Genomic DNA, 18,529 nt, shown 5'->3' with positions numbered 1-18,529 from the left:
GGTCAGGCAAGCTCGACGCGGCTGACCTCATAGCCGTGGTCCGTCAGCGCCTTGACCAGCCGATCGAGATGCCGGGAATCGCGAGTCTCGCACTCGATATCGGTGATGAGTCCCTTGGCCGGCAGCGTGGTGAAGACGCGCTGGTGGTAGATCTCGATGATGTTCACCTGCTGCTCGTCGAACACCCGCGCGACGTTGAACAGCGCGCCCGGGCGATCCTGAAGCCGGATGCGCAGGCGCGCGAGCCGGCCCGATCGGGCCAGATCGCGCAGCAGCACATTGGCGAGCAGGCGCGTGTCGATATTGCCGCCGGTCAGCACCAGGCCGACATTGCGCCCCGCGAAGCGCTGCGGATGCGCCATCAGCGCCGCGAGCCCGGCCGCGCCAGCGCCCTCCACCACCGTCTTCTCGATCTGGAGCAGCAGCGACACCGCCTCCTCCAGCCCGCGCTCGGAGACGAGCACCACGTCGCGGATCAGCGCGCGCACGATCTCGCGGGTGATGTTGCCCGGCCGCTTGACCGCGATGCCTTCCGCCAGCGTGTCGCCTTCGCAGGGCAGATCGACATGGTTCAGCTCGGCATACATCGACGGATAAAGCTCCGCCTGCACGCCGACCACGTCGATGTCCGCACGAATCGCGCGCGCCGCCGTGGCGCAGCCCGAGATGAGCCCGCCGCCGCCGATCGGGATCGCCAGCGTGTCGATCTGGGGGACATCCTCCAGCATCTCGACCGCGACCGTCCCCTGCCCCGCGATGATCGCCGGGTCGTCGAACGGGTGGACGAAGGTGAGCCCGCGCTGGGCGGCGATCTCATAGGCCGTCGCCTGCGCGTCGTCGAAGCGCTCGCCGGTCTGGATCACCTCGGCGCCATGGCCCTCGGTCTGCTGCACCTTCACGGTGGGCGTGGGCTTGGGCATCACGATCGTGACGGGGATGCCGAGCCGCGCGCCATGATAGGCGAGGCCCTGCGCATGGTTGCCGGCCGAGGCCGCGATCACGCCGCGCGCCTTCTCCTCGTCGGTGAGCTGGAGCAGCTTGTTGAGCGCGCCGCGCTCCTTGTAGGCGGCGGTGAACTGGAGATTCTCGAACTTGAGCCAGACATTGGCGCCCGTCAGCGCGGAGAGCGTCTTCGAATAGAGCGTCGGCGTGCGAACGATGCTGGGAGCAATGCGCTCGTGCGCGATCCGAATGTCCGTCATGGTGACGACGGGGTGATCCTCGGGGCGACGTGCGGTTGCTTCAAGCGTTGCCATAATAGAGCCCGCCTAGACCATCTGGCGGCGGCAAGAAAGGTGCGTTATGCCCGCGGCCCTATGGCGAAACTGGCATATCTCGGGCTGGGCGTGATGGGCGCCCCGATGGCTCGTCACCTCGCGGCCGAAGGCCACGACCTCACCGTCTACAATCGCAGCGCGGCCAAGGCCGAAGCCTGGGTCGCGGCCCATGGCGGCCGGATGGCGGCCAGCGCGGCGGAAGCAGCGGAGGGCGCGGACGCGGTCTTCTCCTGCGTCGGCACCGACGACGATCTGGCCGAGGTGACGCTCGGGCCGAAGGGCGCCTTCCGCGCGATGAAGGCGGGCGCGCTATTCGTCGATCACACCACCGTCTCCGCCCGCATCGCCCGCCAGCTCGGCGTCGAGGGCAAGGATCACGGGCTGCTGGTGCTCGACGCGCCCGTCTCGGGCGGGCAGGCGGGGGCCGAGAACGGCACGCTCGCGATCATGTGCGGCGGCTCCCGGGCGGCGTTCGAGGCCGCCCAGCCGCTAATGCAGGCCTATGCCTCGCGGATGGTCCATATCGGCAAATCCGGTGCGGGGCAGACCGCCAAGATGGTGAACCAGATCGCCATCGCCGGCGTGGTGCAGGGCCTCTCCGAAGCGCTCCGCTTCGCGCAGGCGGCCGATCTCGATCTCGACCGCACCTTCGAGGCCGTCTCGGGCGGAGCCGCGTCGAGCTGGCAGATGGTCAACCGCTGGGGGACGATGGCGAAGGACGAGTTCGACTTCGGCTTCGCGGTGGACTGGATGCGCAAGGATCTCGGCCTCGCGCTGGAGGAGGCTCGGGCCAACGGCGCGACGCTGCCGGTGGCGGCCCTGGTCGACCAGTTCTATGCCGAGGTGCAGACGATGGGCGGCGGCCGGCAGGATACCTCCTCGCTGGTCCGACGGCTGCCCCGGTGAGGGCCACGCTCGCCGCGCTGGCGGCCCTCGCAGCGCTGGCGAGCCCCGCCGCGGCAAAGAAGCAGCCGCAGGCCTATGCCCCCGCCCCGCCCACCGTCGGCGGGCTGCTCGACAATGTGAACGGCTACACCGTCGGCAAGGACGGGCAGATCGAGCATTTCACCGGCCTGCTGATCGGCAAGGACGGCAAGGTCTCGAAGCTGCTCCAGCCGAACGACAAGCGGCCCGAATGGCTGGACTTCAAGCTCGACGGCAAGGGGCGCACCTTGCTCCCCGGCCTGATCGATGCGCATGGCCATGTGATGGAGCTGGGCTTCCAGCTCACCCATGTCGATCTCTCAGGCACCACCAGCCTCGCCGACGCGCAGACCAAGGTGGCGAACTATGCCGCCAGCCATCCGCAGCCGGCATGGGTGCAGGGCTTCGGCTGGAATCAGGAAAAATGGGGCCTCGGCCGCTTCCCGACCGCCGCCGACATCGATCTGGCGGTGAAGGATCGCCCCGTCGTCCTCACCCGCGTCGACGGCCATGCGCTGCTCGCCAATACGGCGGCGATGGCGGCGGCGGGGATCACGGCCTCCACCAAGGACCCCGCCGGCGGCCGGATCGAGCGCGACGCGAAGGGCAAGCCGACCGGCGTCTTCGTCGATGCCGCGAAAGACCTCATCCTCCGCGCCGTCCCCGGCCCCGCGCCACTGGAGCGCGACGAGGCCTTCCGCAAGGCGCAGGAAGCGCTGCTCAGCTTCGGCATCACCGCCACCTGCGACATGGGTACCAGCGCGGACGACTGGAACGTCCTGCGCCGTGCGGGCGACGCCGGGCAACTCCGCGTGCGGATCGTGAGCTATGGGTTGGGCGTCGACACCGCGCTGTCGGTGGCAGGCACCGGGCCGACGCCGTGGCTCTATGACGGGCATCTCAGGATGATCGGCGTCAAGCTCTTCGCGGACGGCGCGCTCGGCTCGCGGGGCGCATGGCTCAAGCAGCCTTATGCCGACAAGCCCGACACGCGCGGCCTCCAGTTCCTCGACGACACCAAGCTCAAGAACCTGATGAGCCGCGCTGCGATGGACGGCTTCCAGATCGCCGTCCACGCCATCGGCGACGCGGCCAACGCGCAGGTGCTCGGCGCCTACGAGGAACTGGCCGAGACCTACAAGGGCGATCGCCGCTGGCGGATCGAGCATGCCCAGATCGTCGATCCGGCCGATCTGCCGCGCTTCGCGAGGAACGGCATCGTCGCCTCGATGCAGCCGACGCACGAGACGAGCGACTGGAAGATGGCCGAGGCCCGGCTAGGCCCCGAGCGCCTCAAGGGCAGCTATGCCTGGGCGACGATGGAGGCCGAGCATGTGCCGCTCGCCTTCGGGTCGGACTATCCGGTCGAGAGCCCCAACCCCTTCCCCGGCCTCGCCGCCGCCGTCAGCCGTGAGGATGCCGAGGGCCTGCCGCCGGGCGGCTGGCAACCGGCCGAGAAGATCACCATGCCGCAGGCGCTCGCGGCCTTCACCACGGGCGCGGCCTATGCGGCGAAGGCGGAGGACCGGCTCGGCTCGCTGGAGCCCGGCCATATGGCCGACTTCGTGCTGGTCGATCGCGACCCGCTGACGACCACCGATCCGCAGGCCATTCGCACCACGCAGGTCCAGGAAACCTGGATCGGCGGTCAGCGCGTGTGGGTGAAGAAGTAAGGGGAGCCCCTTACTTCCCCATCTTGTCGATCTTGTCCTGAAGGCTGGCGAGCTGGGCCTTGAGCGCCGTCAGTTCGTCGTCCTTGGCGGGCGCTTCCTCGCCGGCCGGCGCGGCGGGCTTGGCGCCCGGCTTGAAGGCGTCGGCGGCGGCCTCGAACATCGCCATGTTGCGCTTGGCGATCTCGGCGAAGGGGCCGCCCGAGAAGGCGCCTTCCATGGCCGAGCGGAACTGCTGCTGGTTGCGGCGGAACGCCTCCATCGAGGCTTCGAGATATTGCGGCACCATCGACTGCATCGAATCGCCATAGAGCGCGATGAGCTGGCGGAGGAAATTCACCGGCAGCAAGGTCTGTCCGCGCGTTTCCTCGTCCATGATGATCTGGGTGAGGACCGAGTGCGTGATATCCTCGTCGCTGCGGGCATCGAGAACCTTGAAGTCGCGCCCTTCGCGCGTCATCGCGGCGAGATGGTCCAGCGTGATGTAGCTCGACGTCTCGGTGTTATAGAGCCGGCGGTTCGCGTATTTCTTGATGATGACCGTATCGGACCCGGAAGCTGACTTCGCCATGACTCGTCCTTCTCCCCCCGGCACGCCGCCGAGCCAAGATACGCTAACATCAAATCATTCCGCATCGCAACACAGGCCGAGGCCCCTGCCCCTCTTTCTCGCCATGCTGCGCAGCGAAACCGGGCACGACCCCGACAAGATGGCCGCTGCGCTCCATGGCCTGCGCGCCTATCAGGCCGCGCCGCGCGCGCCGCGCCCCGCGCCCATGCCCGCCATCGCACGGGCGGGACGCGCGACGCTGCTCGATTATGGCGGCGAGGGGCGGCCGGTGGTCTTCGTGCCCTCGCTGATCAACCCGCCGCATGTGCTGGACCTGCTGCCCGACGTCTCGATGCTGCGCTGGCTTTCGACGCAGGGGCTCAGGCCGCTGCTGGTCGACTGGGGCGAGCCCTCGCCCGGCGAGGCGGGGCTCGGCATCGCCGGCCATGTCGAGACGCTCCTGCTGCCCCTGCTGGAGACGGCCGGCCGCGATGCGGCGATGGCGGGTTATTGCCTCGGCGGCACGATGGCGCTCGCCGCCGCGACGATCCGCCCGCCCGCCGCGCTGGCGCTGATCGCAACGCCGTGGCGTTTCTCGGGCTTCCCGGACGAAGCGAGGGCCGGCATGGCCGACATCTGGGAACAGGCCCGCCCCACCGCGCAGGCGATGGGGCTTCTCCCCGTCGAGGCACTGCAGGCGGCCTTCTGGCGGCTCGATCCGCGCCGCACGGTCGAGAAGTTCGTCGCCTTCGGACAAAGCGAGCGCTCGCCCGACGCGATCCGCCGCTTCGTCGCGCTGGAGGACTGGGCCAATGACGGCGCTCCCCTCACCCCCGCCGCCGGGCAGGAGCTGGCCGAGGCCATGTTCGGCCGCGACGATCCGGGCGAAGGACGCTGGACGGTCGGCGGACGGACGGTCGATCCGGCGGCGCTCGCCTGCCCGCTGCTCGACATCATCTCCACGACCGACCGCATCGTCCCCGCGGCCAGCGCCACGGGAGCGGGGACGCGCGTCACATTGGCGCAAGGACATGTCGGCATGGTCGTCGGCGGGCGAGCGCGCGCCACGCTGTGGCAAACGCTGGCCGAATGGCTGACACGTCCCCATATGGCCTGATAAGGTTCCATGCAGTCCCAGCAGGAGTTTTGATTCATGACTGACGTCGTCATCACCGCGGCGAAGCGCACCCCCGTGGGCAGCTTCCTCGGCGCGTTCGGCTCGACGCCGGCGCACGAGCTTGGCCGCGTCGCCATCGAGGCGGCACTGGCGCAGGCCGGCGTCTCCGGTGAGGAGGTTTCCGAAGTCATCCTCGGCCAGGTGCTGACGGCGGCGCAGGGCCAGAACCCGGCGCGCCAGGCCTCGATCGCGGCGGGCATCCCCAAGGAAGTGCCGGCGTGGGGCGTCAACCAGGTGTGCGGCTCGGGCCTGCGCGCAGTGGCGCTGGCGGCGCAGGCGATCTCCAACGGCGACGCCTCGATCATGGTCGCGGGCGGACAGGAGAGCATGTCGCTCGCGCCGCACGCGCAGAACATGCGCGGCGGCACCAAGATGGGCAACCTCACCATGGTCGACACGATGATCGTCGACGGCCTGTGGGACGCCTTCAACAATTACCACATGGGCATCACCGCCGAGAACCTCGCCGAGAAGTACCAGATCAGCCGCGCCGATCAGGACAAGTTCTCGGTCGCCAGCCAGAACAAGGCCGAGCACGCCCGCGCCTCGGGCCGCTTCAAGGACGAGATCGTCCCCGTCACGGTCAAGGGCCGCAAGGGCGACACGATCGTCGAGAATGACGAATATATCCGCGACGGCGCGACCATCGAGGCGATGGAGAAGCTGAAGCCCGCCTTCAAGAAGGACGGCACGGTGACCGCCGCGAACGCCTCCGGCCTCAATGACGGCGCGGCCGCGCTGGTGCTGATGTCGGCCGAGGAAGCGGCGAAGCGCGGCTCCAAGGTGCTGGCCAGGGTGAAGAGCTGGGCGTCGACCGGCGTCGATCCGGCGATCATGGGCATCGGCCCCGTCACCGCGACGAAGAAGGCGCTGGAGAAGGCCGGCTGGACCATCGACGATCTCGACCTGATCGAAGCCAACGAGGCTTTCGCCTCGCAGGCGATGTCGGTCTGTCAGGAGCTGGGGCTTCCGGCCGAGAAGGTGAACGTCAACGGCGGCGCGATCGCCATCGGCCACCCGATCGGCGCGTCCGGCGCGCGCATTCTCACCACGCTGATCTACGAGATGGAGAAGCGCGACGCCAAGAAGGGCCTCGCCACGCTCTGCATCGGCGGCGGCATGGGCATCGCGCTCTGCGTGGAGCGCTGAGCGCTTGAATCAGGGTCAGCACGCGGGTCTGAAAGGGCTCCGCGCGCTGGCTCTCCAGCGGAAGCCGCCTAGCCGCGGCTTTCCTCTTTCATGGACGGCCTCCCCATCGCCTGAAGGGCATCGGCATCGGACCAGAACAGACGCCGGTCCTCATGATCCGGGGAACGGGTCTCCGCGACGGCGGAGTCGCTGGCCTCGCGGGCGGACATCCGGGAATCCGGCGCGCATTCCCAGATGCGGGACATGAGATCGACCACCTGACGGGCGATCATGTTGTCCGTCGGATCGCCGTTGAACGATCGGATCGTCCAGCCGCGCGGCACGATCTCGATCGGGCCGACGACGCGCTCGCAATGCTCGGCCGGGCATCCCATGATCTCGACACAGGCGGCAATCACGCGTTTCCGCAGGGCGCCCGCTGGCTCCGCAGCCATTCTCCCGTCCTTTGATACTGTCACTCCGGCGCGTTCGTTGGTTCCGAAATGCAGCCTGCGGATTGCAGCATTGAAATTGCGGGAGAAATCGTCGCGCCCGCCGGAGCGGCGCTTAGCGCTCGTAAAGCTCCAGCGGCAGGCCGTCCGGGTCCGCGAAGAAGGTGAAGCGGCGGCCGGTATATTCGTCCACGCGAACGGCCTCGCAGGCGACGCCATGCGCCGTCAGATGGGCCACCGCCGCATCCAGATCGGCGACCGACAGAGCGAGATGCCGCAAGCCGCACGCTTCCGGCCGCGAGACGCGGGCCGGCGGATCGGGAAAGGAGAACAGCTCGATCTGCGCATCGCCGAGCTTCAGGTCGAGCTTCCAGCTATCCCGCTCGGCGCGATAGGCCTCGGCGATCACCGGCAGGCCCAGCACGCCTGTGTAGAAAGCCTTGGACCGCGCATAGTCCGACGCGATGATCGCGACATGGTGGATGTGATCGAACATCGCCGGCGTCCTCAGCGGATCGGGCCGTCCGCCCGCCCCTGGACGAACTGGTCCACATAGGGATTGCCGCTGTCATAGAGGCGATCGCGCGGGCCGTGCCAGATGATGCGGCCGTTATAGAGCATCGCCACCCGGTCCGCGATCTTGCGGGCCGAACTCATGTCGTGGGTGATGGTGAGCGCGGTCACGCCCAGATCCTTCACGAGGCTCGTGATGAGATCGTTGATCATGTCCGCGCGGATCGGATCGAGGCCTGTGGTCGGCTCGTCGAAGAAGATGATCTCCGGACGCGGCGCGATCGCGCGGGCCAGCGCCACGCGCTTCTGCATGCCGCCGGACAGCTCGTTGGGGCGGAGGTTCAGGATGTCCTTGCCCAGCCCGACCCGCTCGAGATTCTCCTCGGCGATGCGGCGCATCCGGGCGGGCTCGCGCATCCGGCCCTGCGTGAGGCCGAAAGTGACGTTGCGCCACACGGGCATCGAGTCGAACAGCGCGCCGCCCTGGAAGAGCATCCCGAACTTGGAACGGATCTTCGCGATCTCGCTCGCGCGCGCGCCGACGATCTCCTGCCCGTCGACCTCGATCGATCCGCTGTCCGGGATGAGCAGCGCCAGAATGCACTTCAGCGTCACCGACTTGCCCGTGCCCGAGCCGCCGATGATCGCCACCGATTCACCGGGCTCGACCGAGAGGTTCACCCCGTCGAGCACGGTCTTCTCGCCAAAGCGCTTCACCACGTCGGTGAGCTTGATCTTGGGGAGCATGCCCGTCGCCATCAGCCGAACGCCACGATGGTGATGACCAGATCCGAAAACAGGATCAGCACGAAGGACGAGACCACCGCGTCGGTGGTCGCCTTGCCCACGCCGGCTGCGCCGCCGCGCGTGTGCAGGCCGTTATAGCAGCCCATGAGAGCGATGATGAAGCCGAACACGGCGGCCTTCACGACCGCCATCCGGATATCGTCCCACTCCAGGAACTGGCGCGTGGTGGCGAGATAGGAGGCCGGATTGAAGCCCAGCTTGTAGATCGACAGCAGATAGCCGCCCATGATCCCGATCGAGTTGGCGATCAGCACCATCACCGGCAGCGCCAGCACCGCCGCCACCAGACGCGGCGCGATCAGATAGCGATAGCCGTCGGTGCGCAGCGTCGCGAGCGCGTCGAGCTGCTCGGTGACGCGCATAGTCCCCAGTTCCGCCGCCATCGCCGAGGCGACGCGGCCCGCCACCATCAGGCCGACGAGCACCGGCCCCAGCTCGCGCACCATGCCGAACACGACAATCGCGGGCACGGTGGAGGACGCGTTGAAGCGCGAGCCGCCGGTGTAGATCTGCTGCGCCAGCGCCGAGCCCGTGAAGATCGCGGTCAGCCCGACGACGGGGAGCGAGAACCAACCGATCTCCATGATCTGCGCGAACAGGCGCGCCGGATAGTAAGGCGGCGTCACCGCGCGCACGATCGTGGTGAGCGCGAACTTCGTCACCCGGCCGACCATCGCGAGCAGCCCCACGATGAGGCGCCCGACCGCGGCGAAGGCAAGAAGGGGGAAAGCGGGGATGGCTTTTATCATGTCCACCGGCGCTGATAGCGGCGGCCGAGGCCTGTCAGCAACTCATATTGCGACAGACCCGAGCGGCGGGCTGCCTCGGGAAGATCGGGATCGAGCGCGAGCCAGTCCCCCTCGCCCACGTCATGGCCGGTCGCATCGACCGCCAGAAGGTCCATGGAAACGCGGCCGACGACGGGCAGCCAGGCATCGCCCGCGCGCACCCGCCCGACATTGGAGAAGCCGCGCAGATAGCCGTCGGCATAGCCGATGTTGAGGATCGCGATGCGGCTGTCGCGGGGCGCCGTCCAGGTCGCGCCATAGCCCACCGTCTCGCCGGCAGGCACGGTGCGGTGCTGGATCAGCTCGGCCTCGACCAGCGCGACGGGGCGGACATGCCCCTGAGCCTCGGCGCGCGGCACGCCGCCATAAAGGCCGAGGCCGGGGCGCGTGAGATCGAAGCCATAGTCCGGCCCCATGCAGACGCCCGCCGAATTGGCGAGGCTCAGCCGCTGCGCTGGCACCCCGGCCGCCACCTCGGCGAAGCGGGCGCGCTGGGCTTCGTTGAGCGGATGATCCGGTTCGTCGGCGCAGGCGAGATGGCTCATCACGGTCTCGATGGCGAGGCCGTCGAGCAGGCCGATCTGATCGGGGCGCAGGCCGAGGCGGTTCATGCCCGTGTCGATCATCACATCGCACACGCCCCCGCCCGCCGCCTTCCACCGCGCGACCTGCTCGGGCGAGTTCAGCACCGGCCGGGCGAAACCGGCGCGCGCAGGCGCCATATCGGCCTCGCGCACGCCGTGGAGGACGGAGAGGGTCGTGCCTTCGGGCATCCGGCCGAGCTTCACCGCCTCGGCCCAGCTCGACACGAAGAAATCGCGGCAACCCTCGCGTGCCAGCCGGGCGACCACTTCGCGCGCGCCAAGGCCGTAGCCGTCGGCTTTCACCGCGGCGCCGCAGGCGGCCGCCCCGCCTTGGGCGCGCAACCAGCGCCAGTTGGCGGCGAGCGCATCGCCGTCGACGGTCAGGCGCAGGGCGGGAAGAGCAGAGTCAGACACGCGGGCGGCGATAGCGGGGGCGGAGCGGCTAGTCGAGATCGGCGCCCACCGTCTCGGGCACCCAGAAGATCGTCACGATCAGCGCCATCGCCACCACCGCGAAGGTGTACCACAGACCGGCGAAGGGATTGCCCGACCGTGCGACGATATACTGGCTGATGAACGGCAGGAATCCACCGAAATAGCCAGTGCCGACATGATAGGGGATCGACATCGAGCTATAGCGGATGCGCGCGGGGAACAGCTCCGCCAGCAAGGCCGCCACCGGCCCGTAGGTCATGCCCGAAAGCATGCCGAGCGCCGCCACCACCAGCACGATCACCACCGCGCCGCCGATCGTGGGCTTCACCTTCTCGACCGACCAGCCGGCGGCCATCAGCGCCTTGTCGATGCCCGCCGGAGACCGATCCGCCACCGGCCTGCCGCCGACCACCAGCGCGATGCCGGGGGTGCGCATCTTGGTGTAGATCACGCCCTTGCTCGCCAGATGATCGAGGATCTGGCCGCATTCGTCGCGCTGCTGCCCCGAGGCGAAGGGGTTGTAGGCGCAATGCGGGCCCGAGACGATCACCGGCGCGCGCCGCGCCGCCTCCGCCATGCCGGGGTTCGCCGCCGAGGCGAGCGCATGGAACAGCGGGAAGAGCAGGATGAGCGTCAGCCCATAGCCCAGCACGATCGACGGCTTGCGCCCGATCCGGTCGCTCAGCGTGCCGAACAGGATGAACCATCCCAGACTGATGACCGCACCGATGCCGATCAGGATGCGCGTCCACATGTCGTCGAGGCGCTGCGCGTTCTGGAGGAAATAGAGCGCGCCGAACTGCGCCGTGTACCAGATCACCGTCAGGCCGGCGGCGATGCCCAGCATGGTGACGATGATGAGCTTGAAATTGGCGAGGCTGGAGAAGCTCTCCTTCAGCGGGTTGCCGGACACGCGTCCGGCGGCCTTCATCGCCTGGAACACCGGGCTCTCATGCAGGCGCAGGCGCATCCACAGCGACACCACGAGCAGCAGCAGCGAGAAGAGGAAGGGAATGCGCCAGCCCCAGCTATCCCACACCTCCCTGGTCACGCTCGCCTGCGAGGAAAGCACGACGATCAGGCTCAGCAGGAAGCCGCCGATCACGCTCGCCTGGATGAAGCTCGTGTAGAAGCCGCGTTTGTGGCGGGGTGCGTGCTCGGCGACATAGACGGTCGCGCCGCCATATTCGCCGCCCAGCGCCAGCCCCTGCGCGATGCGCAGCGCGATCAGGATCGCCGGCGCGGCGATGCCGATCTGCGCATAAGTGGGCACCAGGCCCACGCCGGCGGTGGCGAGACCCATCACCGCGACCGTGACGAGGAAGGTGTATTTGCGGCCCAGCCGGTCGCCCAGATAGCCGAACAGCGCAGCGCCCAGCGGACGCACGCCGAAGCCCACCCCGAAGGAGGCCAGCGCCAGCAGGAACTGCGCCGTCTCGTTCCCCGCCGGGAAGAACAGCCGGCCGATGATCGGCGCCAGCGTGCCGTAGATGAAGAAATCATACCATTCGAAGATGGTGCCGACCGAGGAAGCCGCGATCACCAGCCGCGCGCGCGCCGCTCCGATGGCGGCGCCCTCCTCGATTTCGACCGTATCCGTCGCCACCCCTGTCATCCTCTTCATCCTGTTGTCTGCAACCCTACGGTCTTTGTGTCCGATCGGGAAGCGGATCGGCGCGCGTCCGCCGCGACCGGAACCGGAAAAAAACTGTCCGGCGGCGGAACGATCCTGCCGTGCTGCGTTTGCTCATCAGCGACGCTCACCTTGCCGGAACCCGATGCCTGAATCCGTCTCCTCACTGCTCCCCGTCCCCGTCAATCTGGCCGAAGGACGGATCAGCCTTTTTCTCGATTTCGATGGTACTTTGGTGAACATCGCGGATCGGCACGATGCAGTGGTCGTCCCCGCCTCGCTGCGCGTGCTGATCGCGGCGCTGGCGCGGCGGCTGGAGGGCCGGCTCGCGGTGGTGAGCGGCCGCCCGGCCAACGAGATCATCGCCTATCTCCATGCCGGGGAGAGCGTGCCGCCCTTCGCCATCGCCGGCAGCCACGGCCTCGAACTGCGCTGGACAGACGGCCGGTGCGAGGCCCCCGCCCCGCCCGGAGCGGTCGCCGCCGCGGTGGACGCCTTCCGCCGCCTCGCGGACGCGCATCCCGGCATCGTCGTGGAGGACAAGCCGTTCGGCGTGGCGCTCCACTACCGGCAGGCGCCCGGCATCGGCCCAGACGCCATCGCGCTGGCCGAGCGGGTGGCACATGAACAGGGCTTCTCCGTCCAGCATGGCAAGATGGTGTGCGAATTGCGCGTCGCAGGCGCCAACAAGGGCGACGCCGTGCGCCGTTTCCTCGCCGAGCCGCCGATGGAGGGCAGCCGCCCCCTCTTCCTCGGCGACGACCTGACCGACGAGGCCGGCTTCGTCGCGGCGGAGGCACTCGGCGGCGCAGGCATACTGGTCGGCGGCGGCGGGGAGCGGCAGACCGCGGCCCGCTACCGTCTCACCGATGTCGCGGCCGTGCACGACTGGCTCGGCCGCATCGCCGGCACATCTTCGGCTCATCCAGCACCGGAAGGTTCCCTATGACCACCAATCTCGATCTCTGGCCGATCGGCAATTGCCAGGTTTCCGGGCTGGTGGATCGCGCCGGGCGGCTGGTGTGGGCCTGCCTGCCGCGCGTGGACGGGGAGCCCGTCTTCTCTTCGCTGCTCTCCGGCGTGGAGGCCGGCGACGCGGAGGCCAAGGGCGTCTGGGCGATCGACCTCGAAGGCTGCGTGAAGAGCGATCAGGCCTATCTGCGCAACACCCCCATCCTCGTCACCCGCCATGAGGACGAGCAGGGCAATGCGGTGGAGATCATCGATTTCTGCCCGCGCTTCACCAGCAACGAGCGCGTCTACCGCCCGGTGGCGTTCGTGCGTGTCGTCCGCCCCGTGGCGGGCAGCCCGCGCATCCGGGTGCGACTGCGCCCAACGCGCGGATGGGGCAACGGCGATGTCGATCACACCGCCGGCTCGCACCACATCCGCTACATCCTCGATCGCGAGGCGGTGCGCCTCTCCACCAACGCGCCGATCGGCTATATCGTCGAGGAACGCGTCTTCCGCGTCGAGCATCCGCTCTATTTCTTCCTCGGCCCCGACGAGAGCTTCTCGACCGGCCTCGCCCCCGCCATCGAGCGGATGCTGCACGACACGACCGTGGAATGGCAGGCCTGGGTGCGCGGGCTTGCGACACCCTTCGAGTGGCAGGACGTGGTGATCCGCTCTGCGATCACGCTCAAGCTTTGCCAGCATGAGGAGACGGGCGCGATCGTCGCGGCGCTGACCACGTCGATCCCCGAGCATGAGGATTCCGGGCGGAACTGGGACTATCGCTACTGCTGGATTCGCGACGCCTATTACACGGTGCAGGCGCTCAACCGGCTCGGCGCGCTGGACGTGCTGGAAAGCTACCTCACCTATCTGCGCAACATCGTCGAAGGCTCGCGCGGCGGGCATATCCAGCCGCTCTACGGCGTGCTGGGCGAGGCGAAGCTGGAGGAGCGGATCGAGGAGGGCCTCGCCGGCTACCGGGGCCAGGGGCCGGTGCGCGTCGGCAATCAGGCCTATGAGCAGGTCCAGCACGACGCCTATGGCCAGATCGTCCTGTGCAACGTGCAGGCCTTCTTCGACAGCCGGCTGTTCCGCATGGCGGGCGTGGAGGACTTCACCGCGCTGGAGGCGATCGGCGATCTCGCGTGGGAGGTGCACGACAAGCCCGACGCCGGCCTCTGGGAGTTGCGCACCCGGCAGTCGGTCCACACCTATTCGGCCGCGATGTGCTGGGCTGCCTGCGACCGGCTGGCCAATGCCGCCCACCGCCTGGGCCTGCCCGACCGCGCCAATTTCTGGCAGGATCGCGCGGACAAGATCCATGCCACCGTGGTCGACATGGCATGGCGCACCGAGACGCAGCGCCTCTCCGCCACCTTCGACGGCGATCGTCTCGACGCCAGCCTGATCCAACTTCTCGACCTGCGCTTCCTCTCGCCGCAGGACCGCCGCTACCGCGCGACGCTCTATGCGCTGGAGACGGGGCTCCGGCGCGGCACCGACATGCTGCGCTACGACAGCGAGGATGATTTCGGCCTGCCCAAATCGGCCTTCAACGTCTGCACCTTCTGGCTGATCGAGGCGCTCTACCAGACCGGCCGCACCGAGGATGCCCGCCGCCTGTTCGAGGAGATGCTCGCGCGCCGCACCACCGCCGGCCTGCTCTCCGAAGACATCGATCCCGCCACTGGCGAACTCTGGGGAAACTATCCGCAGACCTATTCGCTGGTGGGCATGATCAACTGCGCCGTTCTTCTGTCGAAACCCTGGGCCGCCATCCGATGAATCGTCTGATCGTTATTTCCAACCGAGTCTCCGCGCCCAAGGGCCAGTCCGGCGCGCAAGGGGGGCTCGCCGTGGCCTTCCAGGCGGCACTGCGCGAATATCGGGGCATCTGGTTTGGCTGGTCGGGCGAGCAGACCGACGAGTTCACCGGCCAGATCAACTTCCAGCGCAGCGAAGGTGTCACCACCGCGACCATCGATCTCGAAGAGCAGGATATCGACGAATATTACAACGGCTATGCCAACCGGACGCTGTGGCCGCTGTTCCACTACCGCATCGATCTCGCCGAGTTCGAGCGGGGCTTCGCGGACGGATACCAGCGCGTCAACGAACGCTTCGCCGACACCATCCGCCCGTTGATCGAGCCGGCCGACGTGGTGTGGGTGCAGGATTATCACATGATCCCGCTCGGGGCCGAGCTGCGCAAGCGCGGCTGCCGGAACCGGATGGGCTTCTTCCTCCACATCCCCTGGCCGCCGCGGCGGCTGCTCTCCTCGCTGCCCCGTGCCATCGAGCTGGTGGCGACGATGTTCGCCTATGACGTGGTGGGCTTCCACACCGAGGAATGGCTGGAGGCCTTTCGCGACTTCGCCGTCCACGAGATGGGCGCGACGCTCGCGGAAGACGGCACGATCCATCTGGGCGAGCGGCAGGTGCGCGCCATCGCCTGCCCGATCGGCATCGACACGCGCGAGTTCGTCGAGGCCGCCGCCAGCCCCGCCGCGCGGCTCACCTATCGCCGGATGCGCGACAGCGCGGACGGGCGGGACATGATCGTCGGCGTCGACCGGCTCGATTATTCCAAGGGGCTGGAAGAGCGCTTCAACGGCTATGAGCGTTTCCTCATCGACCATCCCGAGCAGCGCAAGGAGGTCTTCCTCCTCCAGATCGCCCCGCCGTCGCGCGGCGACGTCGAGACCTATCAGCGCATCCGCCTCCAGCTCGAAGGGCTCTCGGGCCGGATCAACGGCGCCTATGCCGATATCGACTGGGTGCCGATCCGCTACGTCAACCAGGGCTTCCCGCGCCATGTGCTGGCCGGCATCTATCGCGCGGCGCGGATCGGCCTCGTCACGCCCTTGCGCGACGGCATGAACCTCGTCGCCAAGGAATATGTGGCCGCGCAGGACCCGGAAGACCCCGGCGTGCTGATCCTCTCCCGCTTCGCGGGCGCCGCGCTCCAGATGTCGGAGGCGGTGCTGGTCAATCCCTACAGCGCCGAGGAGATGTCCGACGCGATCGTCACCGCGCTCGGAATGCCCAAGGAGGAGCGCATCCGGCGATGGCGGGCGCTGATGGACGTGGTGGAGCGCGAGGACGTGCTCTGGTGGCGCCGCCGCTTCACCGACGTGCTGCTGGGCGAGGATGTCGCCGCCGAGGCCGAGAGCGGCCCGGTTCAGGCGGGGTAAACGCCATCGAACGGCACGATCCTCGCTGTCAGCCCATGGCCCTCGTCGAGGCAGTGCCAGTTGATGCTGATGCCTTCCGGGTGCGAACGCGGGCGGTAATAGCTCTTGATGCCGCATTGCTTGCAGAAGATATGCCGCGCCTTGCCGGTGCCGAAGCGATAGGTCGTCGTCTCGCCCATGCCCTCGACCAGACGGAAGCGCGTATCCGGCACGATCAGGTGGAGATGGCCCGACATCCGGCAGATCGAGCAATCGCAATCGAGCAGTTCGACCTCCGGCCCGTCGAGCCGCACCTCGAACCGCACCATCCCGCAATGGCAGCCGCCTTCCACGATCATTCCCAACCTCCGCCTTTCCTCGCGCGGATGCCCTTAGACGGGAAATGCCCTGGCATCTCCTCCAAACGTCATACCTCTCTTAACCCCTTGTTTCTGATGCCGATGCTATGGAACTTCTTCAACATTGCGAGGATCTGTGGCGCGAGTAGCGGGATCGGCCGGCGGAAGGTGGCATGGCATCGCAACGGGGCAGGCCCTGCCCTGCGGCGCGGGGCTGCTGCTGTCCGCCCTGTCCGCCCGGCTGGCGAGCGATGGAGGCCGAGGCCCGTGGCTGGCCGGCGTCGCGGCGGTGCTGGCGGCGGGGTGCTTCGTCCGCGTGCTCCTGATCGATCGGCGCACCTTGGCGCGTGCACGGCAGGCGGCTCCGCTTGTCTGTGATCGCGCGCCCATCGAGCCGCCGCCTCCCATGAGCGGCCTGCCCACAGGCGAGGCGCTCTCCGCGCGGATCGAGCAGGAGATCGAGGAGGGCGGCCTGCTCGGCGTGGTGACGCTCGCGGATTTCAAGAAGCTCAGCGTCTTCGAGCCCGAGTTGGCGCAACGGACCTTCGCCGTCATCGTCGAACGGGCACGGCGGATGCTGGGCGAGGACCGGCTGATCGCGCATGTCGACCGCTCGCGGCTGGCGATCTGGTACGACGCGGGATGGACCACGGAGGCCGCCCTCGCCCAGCTCGACGCGCTTGGCTATGCGCTGGGCGACGCCATCCGCGACGGTGATCGCGAAATCCTCCCCGAAATCCGCATCGGCACTGCCCGCGCGCCGCAGGACGGCATCAGGCCGGACATCCTGCTGGCGCGTGCCATCGGGGGTATCGGCCAGTCCGGCGAGGGCGAGGATACCGATCCCGTCGAGGCCGCCCGCCAGCATTACGAGCTGGAGCAGGATCTCCGCCGCGCCATCGACCGCAAGGAGCTGGAGCTGCATTTCCAGCCGCTGATCGATGCGAAGGCCGGCCGCGTCTTCGGTGCAGAGGCGCTGCTGCGCTGGAACCACCGCGAGCAGGGCTACATCCCCCCCTCGCAGTTCGTGCCGATCATGGAGGCGTCGGAACTGGCGGACGAGGTCGGCCTCTGGGTGCTCAACCGGGCGTGCCGGGAAGCGCGCGACTGGCAGCGGGATGGGCTGCCGGGCCTGCGCGTGGCGGTGAACATCTCCGGCCGGCAACTGGGCCGCATCGACCTCGCCCGGCTGATCGAACGGACGCTGACCCGTCATTCGCTCTCCCCCGGCACGCTGGAGATCGAGCTGACCGAGACGGTGGCGGCGATCGACGTCGAGCATAGCGCGCGGCTGTTCCAGCATCTGCGCGAGCTGGGCGTGGCCATCGCCATCGACGATTTCGGCACCGGCTATTCGAGCTTCAGCACGCTGCGCAGCATCGCCTTCGACAAGATGAAGATCGATCGAGAGTTCGTCACCGACGTGGACCAGCGAACCGACAGCCAGGCGATCTGCCGCGCCATTCTGGCGCTGGGCAAGGGCCTCGGCATCCGCGTGGTGGCCGAGGGCGTGGAACGGCGCAGCGAATATCTGTGGCTGCGCCGCCATGGCTGCATCCATTTTCAGGGCTATTATTTCGCGCCGCCGCTCGATGCCGCGGCGTTCCGGGATTTCGTCCGCGACGAAGAGCTTCTATCCGAACGGCTGGCGGCCGGTCCGCCCGAAAGGCTCCGTGCATGATCCTCCGCCGCCTGCCTCCGAGCATCGCTCTGCTGCCTGCGCTGGCGCTGGCCGCCTGCACGGCCGGCGGGCCGGGCGGCGCGCCGCATCCGCAGACGCCGGCGGCCAGAGCGGCGGCGAAGATCGCCGCGGAGACGGAGGCCGTCGTCGCCCTGCTCAATCAGGGCAAGGAAGTGGCCGCGCGCAAGAAGCTCCAGGCGATCCTGAAGCACCGCCCCGACGATCCCGACGCGCATGTCCTGCTGGAATCGCTCGATCGCGATCCGGTGGAGCTGCTCGGCCCCAATTACCAGACGCGCGCGGTCCAGCCCGGCGAAACGATGATCGGGCTGGCCGAGCGCTTCCTCGGCAACCGGCTGAAATTCTACCAGCTCGCCCGCTACAACAACATCAAGGTGCCCGCGAAGCTGGCGCCCGGCAC

At 68.3% G+C, this 18,529-nt stretch carries 18 protein-coding genes; 9 read left to right on the top strand and 9 right to left on the bottom strand.

The window, feature by feature from the left end:
* Positions 1 to 2: 2 nt before the first annotated feature.
* Positions 3 to 1,256: a threonine ammonia-lyase gene (locus tag ST3T6A_RS0108370; protein ID WP_026359540.1), complete on the bottom strand. Its 1,254-nt coding sequence runs from the start codon at positions 1,254 to 1,256 to the stop codon at positions 3 to 5.
* Between the two features lie 60 nt (positions 1,257 to 1,316).
* Here ST3T6A_RS0108370 and ST3T6A_RS0108365 point away from each other — a divergent pair, with 60 nt between their 5' ends.
* Positions 1,317 to 2,183 carry an NAD(P)-dependent oxidoreductase gene (locus ST3T6A_RS0108365; RefSeq protein WP_019832466.1) on the top strand — a complete coding sequence of 289 codons (867 nt, stop codon included), beginning with the start codon at positions 1,317 to 1,319 and terminating at the stop codon, positions 2,181 to 2,183.
* The gene (locus ST3T6A_RS0108360) at positions 2,180 to 3,874 is read left to right on the top strand and encodes an amidohydrolase family protein (RefSeq protein WP_019832465.1); all 1,695 of its coding nucleotides are present in this window, start codon (positions 2,180 to 2,182) and stop codon (positions 3,872 to 3,874) included. Before ST3T6A_RS0108365 ends, ST3T6A_RS0108360 begins: the two co-directional genes overlap by 4 nt.
* A 10-nt stretch (positions 3,875 to 3,884) precedes the next feature.
* Here the strand turns inward: ST3T6A_RS0108360 and phaR are convergent, their stop codons facing one another.
* Entirely contained in the window at positions 3,885 to 4,442 is a 558-nt protein-coding gene (gene phaR / locus ST3T6A_RS0108355; protein ID WP_019832464.1) for a polyhydroxyalkanoate synthesis repressor PhaR, read from the bottom strand.
* 103 nt (positions 4,443 to 4,545) lie between these two features.
* Here phaR and ST3T6A_RS0108350 point away from each other — a divergent pair, with 103 nt between their 5' ends.
* Both ST3T6A_RS0108350 and ST3T6A_RS0108345 read left to right on the top strand, forming a co-directional pair.
* Complete coding sequence (locus ST3T6A_RS0108350; protein WP_019832463.1) at positions 4,546 to 5,538, top strand: alpha/beta hydrolase; 993 nt, start codon at positions 4,546 to 4,548, stop codon at positions 5,536 to 5,538.
* Between the two features lie 36 nt (positions 5,539 to 5,574).
* The gene (locus ST3T6A_RS0108345; RefSeq protein ID WP_019832462.1) at positions 5,575 to 6,747 is read left to right on the top strand and encodes an acetyl-CoA C-acetyltransferase; all 1,173 of its coding nucleotides are present in this window, start codon (positions 5,575 to 5,577) and stop codon (positions 6,745 to 6,747) included.
* A gap of 68 nt (positions 6,748 to 6,815) precedes the next feature.
* On the opposite strand, the gene ST3T6A_RS0108340 is transcribed toward ST3T6A_RS0108345, so the two are convergent.
* From ST3T6A_RS0108340 to ST3T6A_RS0108315, 6 genes are all read right to left on the bottom strand, one after another.
* Positions 6,816 to 7,181, bottom strand: a complete 366-nt coding sequence (locus ST3T6A_RS0108340) for a hypothetical protein (RefSeq protein ID WP_019832461.1) — start codon at positions 7,179 to 7,181, stop codon at positions 6,816 to 6,818.
* Positions 7,182 to 7,293: 112 nt separating this feature from the next.
* Positions 7,294 to 7,674 (bottom strand): SMU1112c/YaeR family gloxylase I-like metalloprotein, encoded by a 381-nt coding sequence (gloA2, locus tag ST3T6A_RS0108335; protein ID WP_019832460.1) that lies wholly within the window; start codon positions 7,672 to 7,674, stop codon positions 7,294 to 7,296.
* Between the two features lie 11 nt (positions 7,675 to 7,685).
* Positions 7,686 to 8,450 carry an ABC transporter ATP-binding protein gene (locus tag ST3T6A_RS0108330; RefSeq protein WP_019832459.1) on the bottom strand — a complete coding sequence of 255 codons (765 nt, stop codon included), beginning with the start codon at positions 8,448 to 8,450 and terminating at the stop codon, positions 7,686 to 7,688.
* Complete coding sequence (locus ST3T6A_RS0108325) at positions 8,450 to 9,247, bottom strand: MlaE family ABC transporter permease (RefSeq protein ID WP_019832458.1); 798 nt, start codon at positions 9,245 to 9,247, stop codon at positions 8,450 to 8,452. The genes ST3T6A_RS0108330 and ST3T6A_RS0108325 overlap by 1 nt, the downstream gene beginning before the upstream one ends.
* Complete coding sequence (gene alr / locus ST3T6A_RS0108320) at positions 9,244 to 10,284, bottom strand: alanine racemase (protein WP_019832457.1); 1,041 nt, start codon at positions 10,282 to 10,284, stop codon at positions 9,244 to 9,246. Before alr ends, ST3T6A_RS0108325 begins: the two co-directional genes overlap by 4 nt.
* Positions 10,285 to 10,312: 28 nt before the next feature.
* Positions 10,313 to 11,920 (bottom strand): MFS transporter, encoded by a 1,608-nt coding sequence (locus ST3T6A_RS0108315; RefSeq protein ID WP_051103424.1) that lies wholly within the window; start codon positions 11,918 to 11,920, stop codon positions 10,313 to 10,315.
* A gap of 163 nt (positions 11,921 to 12,083) precedes the next feature.
* Between ST3T6A_RS0108315 and otsB the strand changes: the two genes are divergently transcribed.
* The 3 genes from otsB to ST3T6A_RS0108300 are packed head-to-tail and all read left to right on the top strand — an operon-like array spanning position 12,084 to position 16,089.
* The gene (gene otsB / locus ST3T6A_RS19690; RefSeq protein WP_019832455.1) at positions 12,084 to 12,887 is read left to right on the top strand and encodes a trehalose-phosphatase; all 804 of its coding nucleotides are present in this window, start codon (positions 12,084 to 12,086) and stop codon (positions 12,885 to 12,887) included.
* A complete protein-coding gene (locus tag ST3T6A_RS0108305; RefSeq protein ID WP_019832454.1) occupies positions 12,884 to 14,680 on the top strand; it encodes a glycoside hydrolase family 15 protein in 1,797 nt (598 codons plus the stop codon). Before otsB ends, ST3T6A_RS0108305 begins: the two co-directional genes overlap by 4 nt.
* A complete protein-coding gene (locus ST3T6A_RS0108300; RefSeq protein ID WP_019832453.1) occupies positions 14,677 to 16,089 on the top strand; it encodes an alpha,alpha-trehalose-phosphate synthase (UDP-forming) in 1,413 nt (470 codons plus the stop codon). Before ST3T6A_RS0108305 ends, ST3T6A_RS0108300 begins: the two co-directional genes overlap by 4 nt.
* On the opposite strand, the gene ST3T6A_RS0108295 is transcribed toward ST3T6A_RS0108300, so the two are convergent.
* Positions 16,077 to 16,427, bottom strand: coding sequence for a GFA family protein (locus ST3T6A_RS0108295; protein ID WP_019832452.1), 351 nt, complete (start codon positions 16,425 to 16,427; stop codon positions 16,077 to 16,079). The two genes, ST3T6A_RS0108300 and ST3T6A_RS0108295, sit on opposite strands and share 13 nt — an antisense overlap.
* Positions 16,428 to 16,563: 136 nt before the next feature.
* Here ST3T6A_RS0108295 and ST3T6A_RS0108290 point away from each other — a divergent pair, with 136 nt between their 5' ends.
* On the top strand, positions 16,564 to 18,108 hold the full coding sequence (locus ST3T6A_RS0108290) for a putative bifunctional diguanylate cyclase/phosphodiesterase (protein WP_019832451.1): 1,545 nt from the start codon (positions 16,564 to 16,566) through the stop codon (positions 18,106 to 18,108).
* A partial coding sequence (locus ST3T6A_RS0108285; RefSeq protein ID WP_019832450.1) for a LysM peptidoglycan-binding domain-containing protein occupies positions 18,105 to 18,529 on the top strand: 425 nt, incomplete at its 3' end. The genes ST3T6A_RS0108290 and ST3T6A_RS0108285, both read left to right, overlap by 4 nt.

Source organism: Sphingomonas sp. PR090111-T3T-6A, assembly GCF_000383095.1.
Taxonomy (GTDB): Bacteria; Pseudomonadota; Alphaproteobacteria; order Sphingomonadales; family Sphingomonadaceae; genus Solisphingomonas.
This window is presented reverse-complemented; position numbering and strand designations above follow the sequence as displayed.

Coding starts and splice junctions, on each gene's coding strand:
- ST3T6A_RS0108370 (WP_026359540.1), bottom strand. CDS start 1,256: ATGGCAACGCTTGAAGCAACCGCACGTCGCCCCGAGGATCACCCCGTC.
- ST3T6A_RS0108365 (WP_019832466.1), top strand. CDS start 1,317: ATGGCGAAACTGGCATATCTCGGGCTGGGCGTGATGGGCGCCCCGATG.
- phaR (WP_019832464.1), bottom strand. CDS start 4,442: ATGGCGAAGTCAGCTTCCGGGTCCGATACGGTCATCATCAAGAAATAC.
- ST3T6A_RS0108350 (WP_019832463.1), top strand. CDS start 4,546: ATGCTGCGCAGCGAAACCGGGCACGACCCCGACAAGATGGCCGCTGCG.
- ST3T6A_RS0108345 (WP_019832462.1), top strand. CDS start 5,575: ATGACTGACGTCGTCATCACCGCGGCGAAGCGCACCCCCGTGGGCAGC.
- ST3T6A_RS0108340 (WP_019832461.1), bottom strand. CDS start 7,181: ATGGCTGCGGAGCCAGCGGGCGCCCTGCGGAAACGCGTGATTGCCGCC.
- gloA2 (WP_019832460.1), bottom strand. CDS start 7,674: ATGTTCGATCACATCCACCATGTCGCGATCATCGCGTCGGACTATGCG.
- ST3T6A_RS0108330 (WP_019832459.1), bottom strand. CDS start 8,450: ATGGCGACGGGCATGCTCCCCAAGATCAAGCTCACCGACGTGGTGAAG.
- ST3T6A_RS0108325 (WP_019832458.1), bottom strand. CDS start 9,247: ATGATAAAAGCCATCCCCGCTTTCCCCCTTCTTGCCTTCGCCGCGGTC.
- ST3T6A_RS0108315 (WP_051103424.1), bottom strand. CDS start 11,920: ATGACAGGGGTGGCGACGGATACGGTCGAAATCGAGGAGGGCGCCGCC.
- otsB (WP_019832455.1), top strand. CDS start 12,084: ATGCCTGAATCCGTCTCCTCACTGCTCCCCGTCCCCGTCAATCTGGCC.
- ST3T6A_RS0108305 (WP_019832454.1), top strand. CDS start 12,884: ATGACCACCAATCTCGATCTCTGGCCGATCGGCAATTGCCAGGTTTCC.
- ST3T6A_RS0108300 (WP_019832453.1), top strand. CDS start 14,677: ATGAATCGTCTGATCGTTATTTCCAACCGAGTCTCCGCGCCCAAGGGC.
- ST3T6A_RS0108295 (WP_019832452.1), bottom strand. CDS start 16,427: ATGATCGTGGAAGGCGGCTGCCATTGCGGGATGGTGCGGTTCGAGGTG.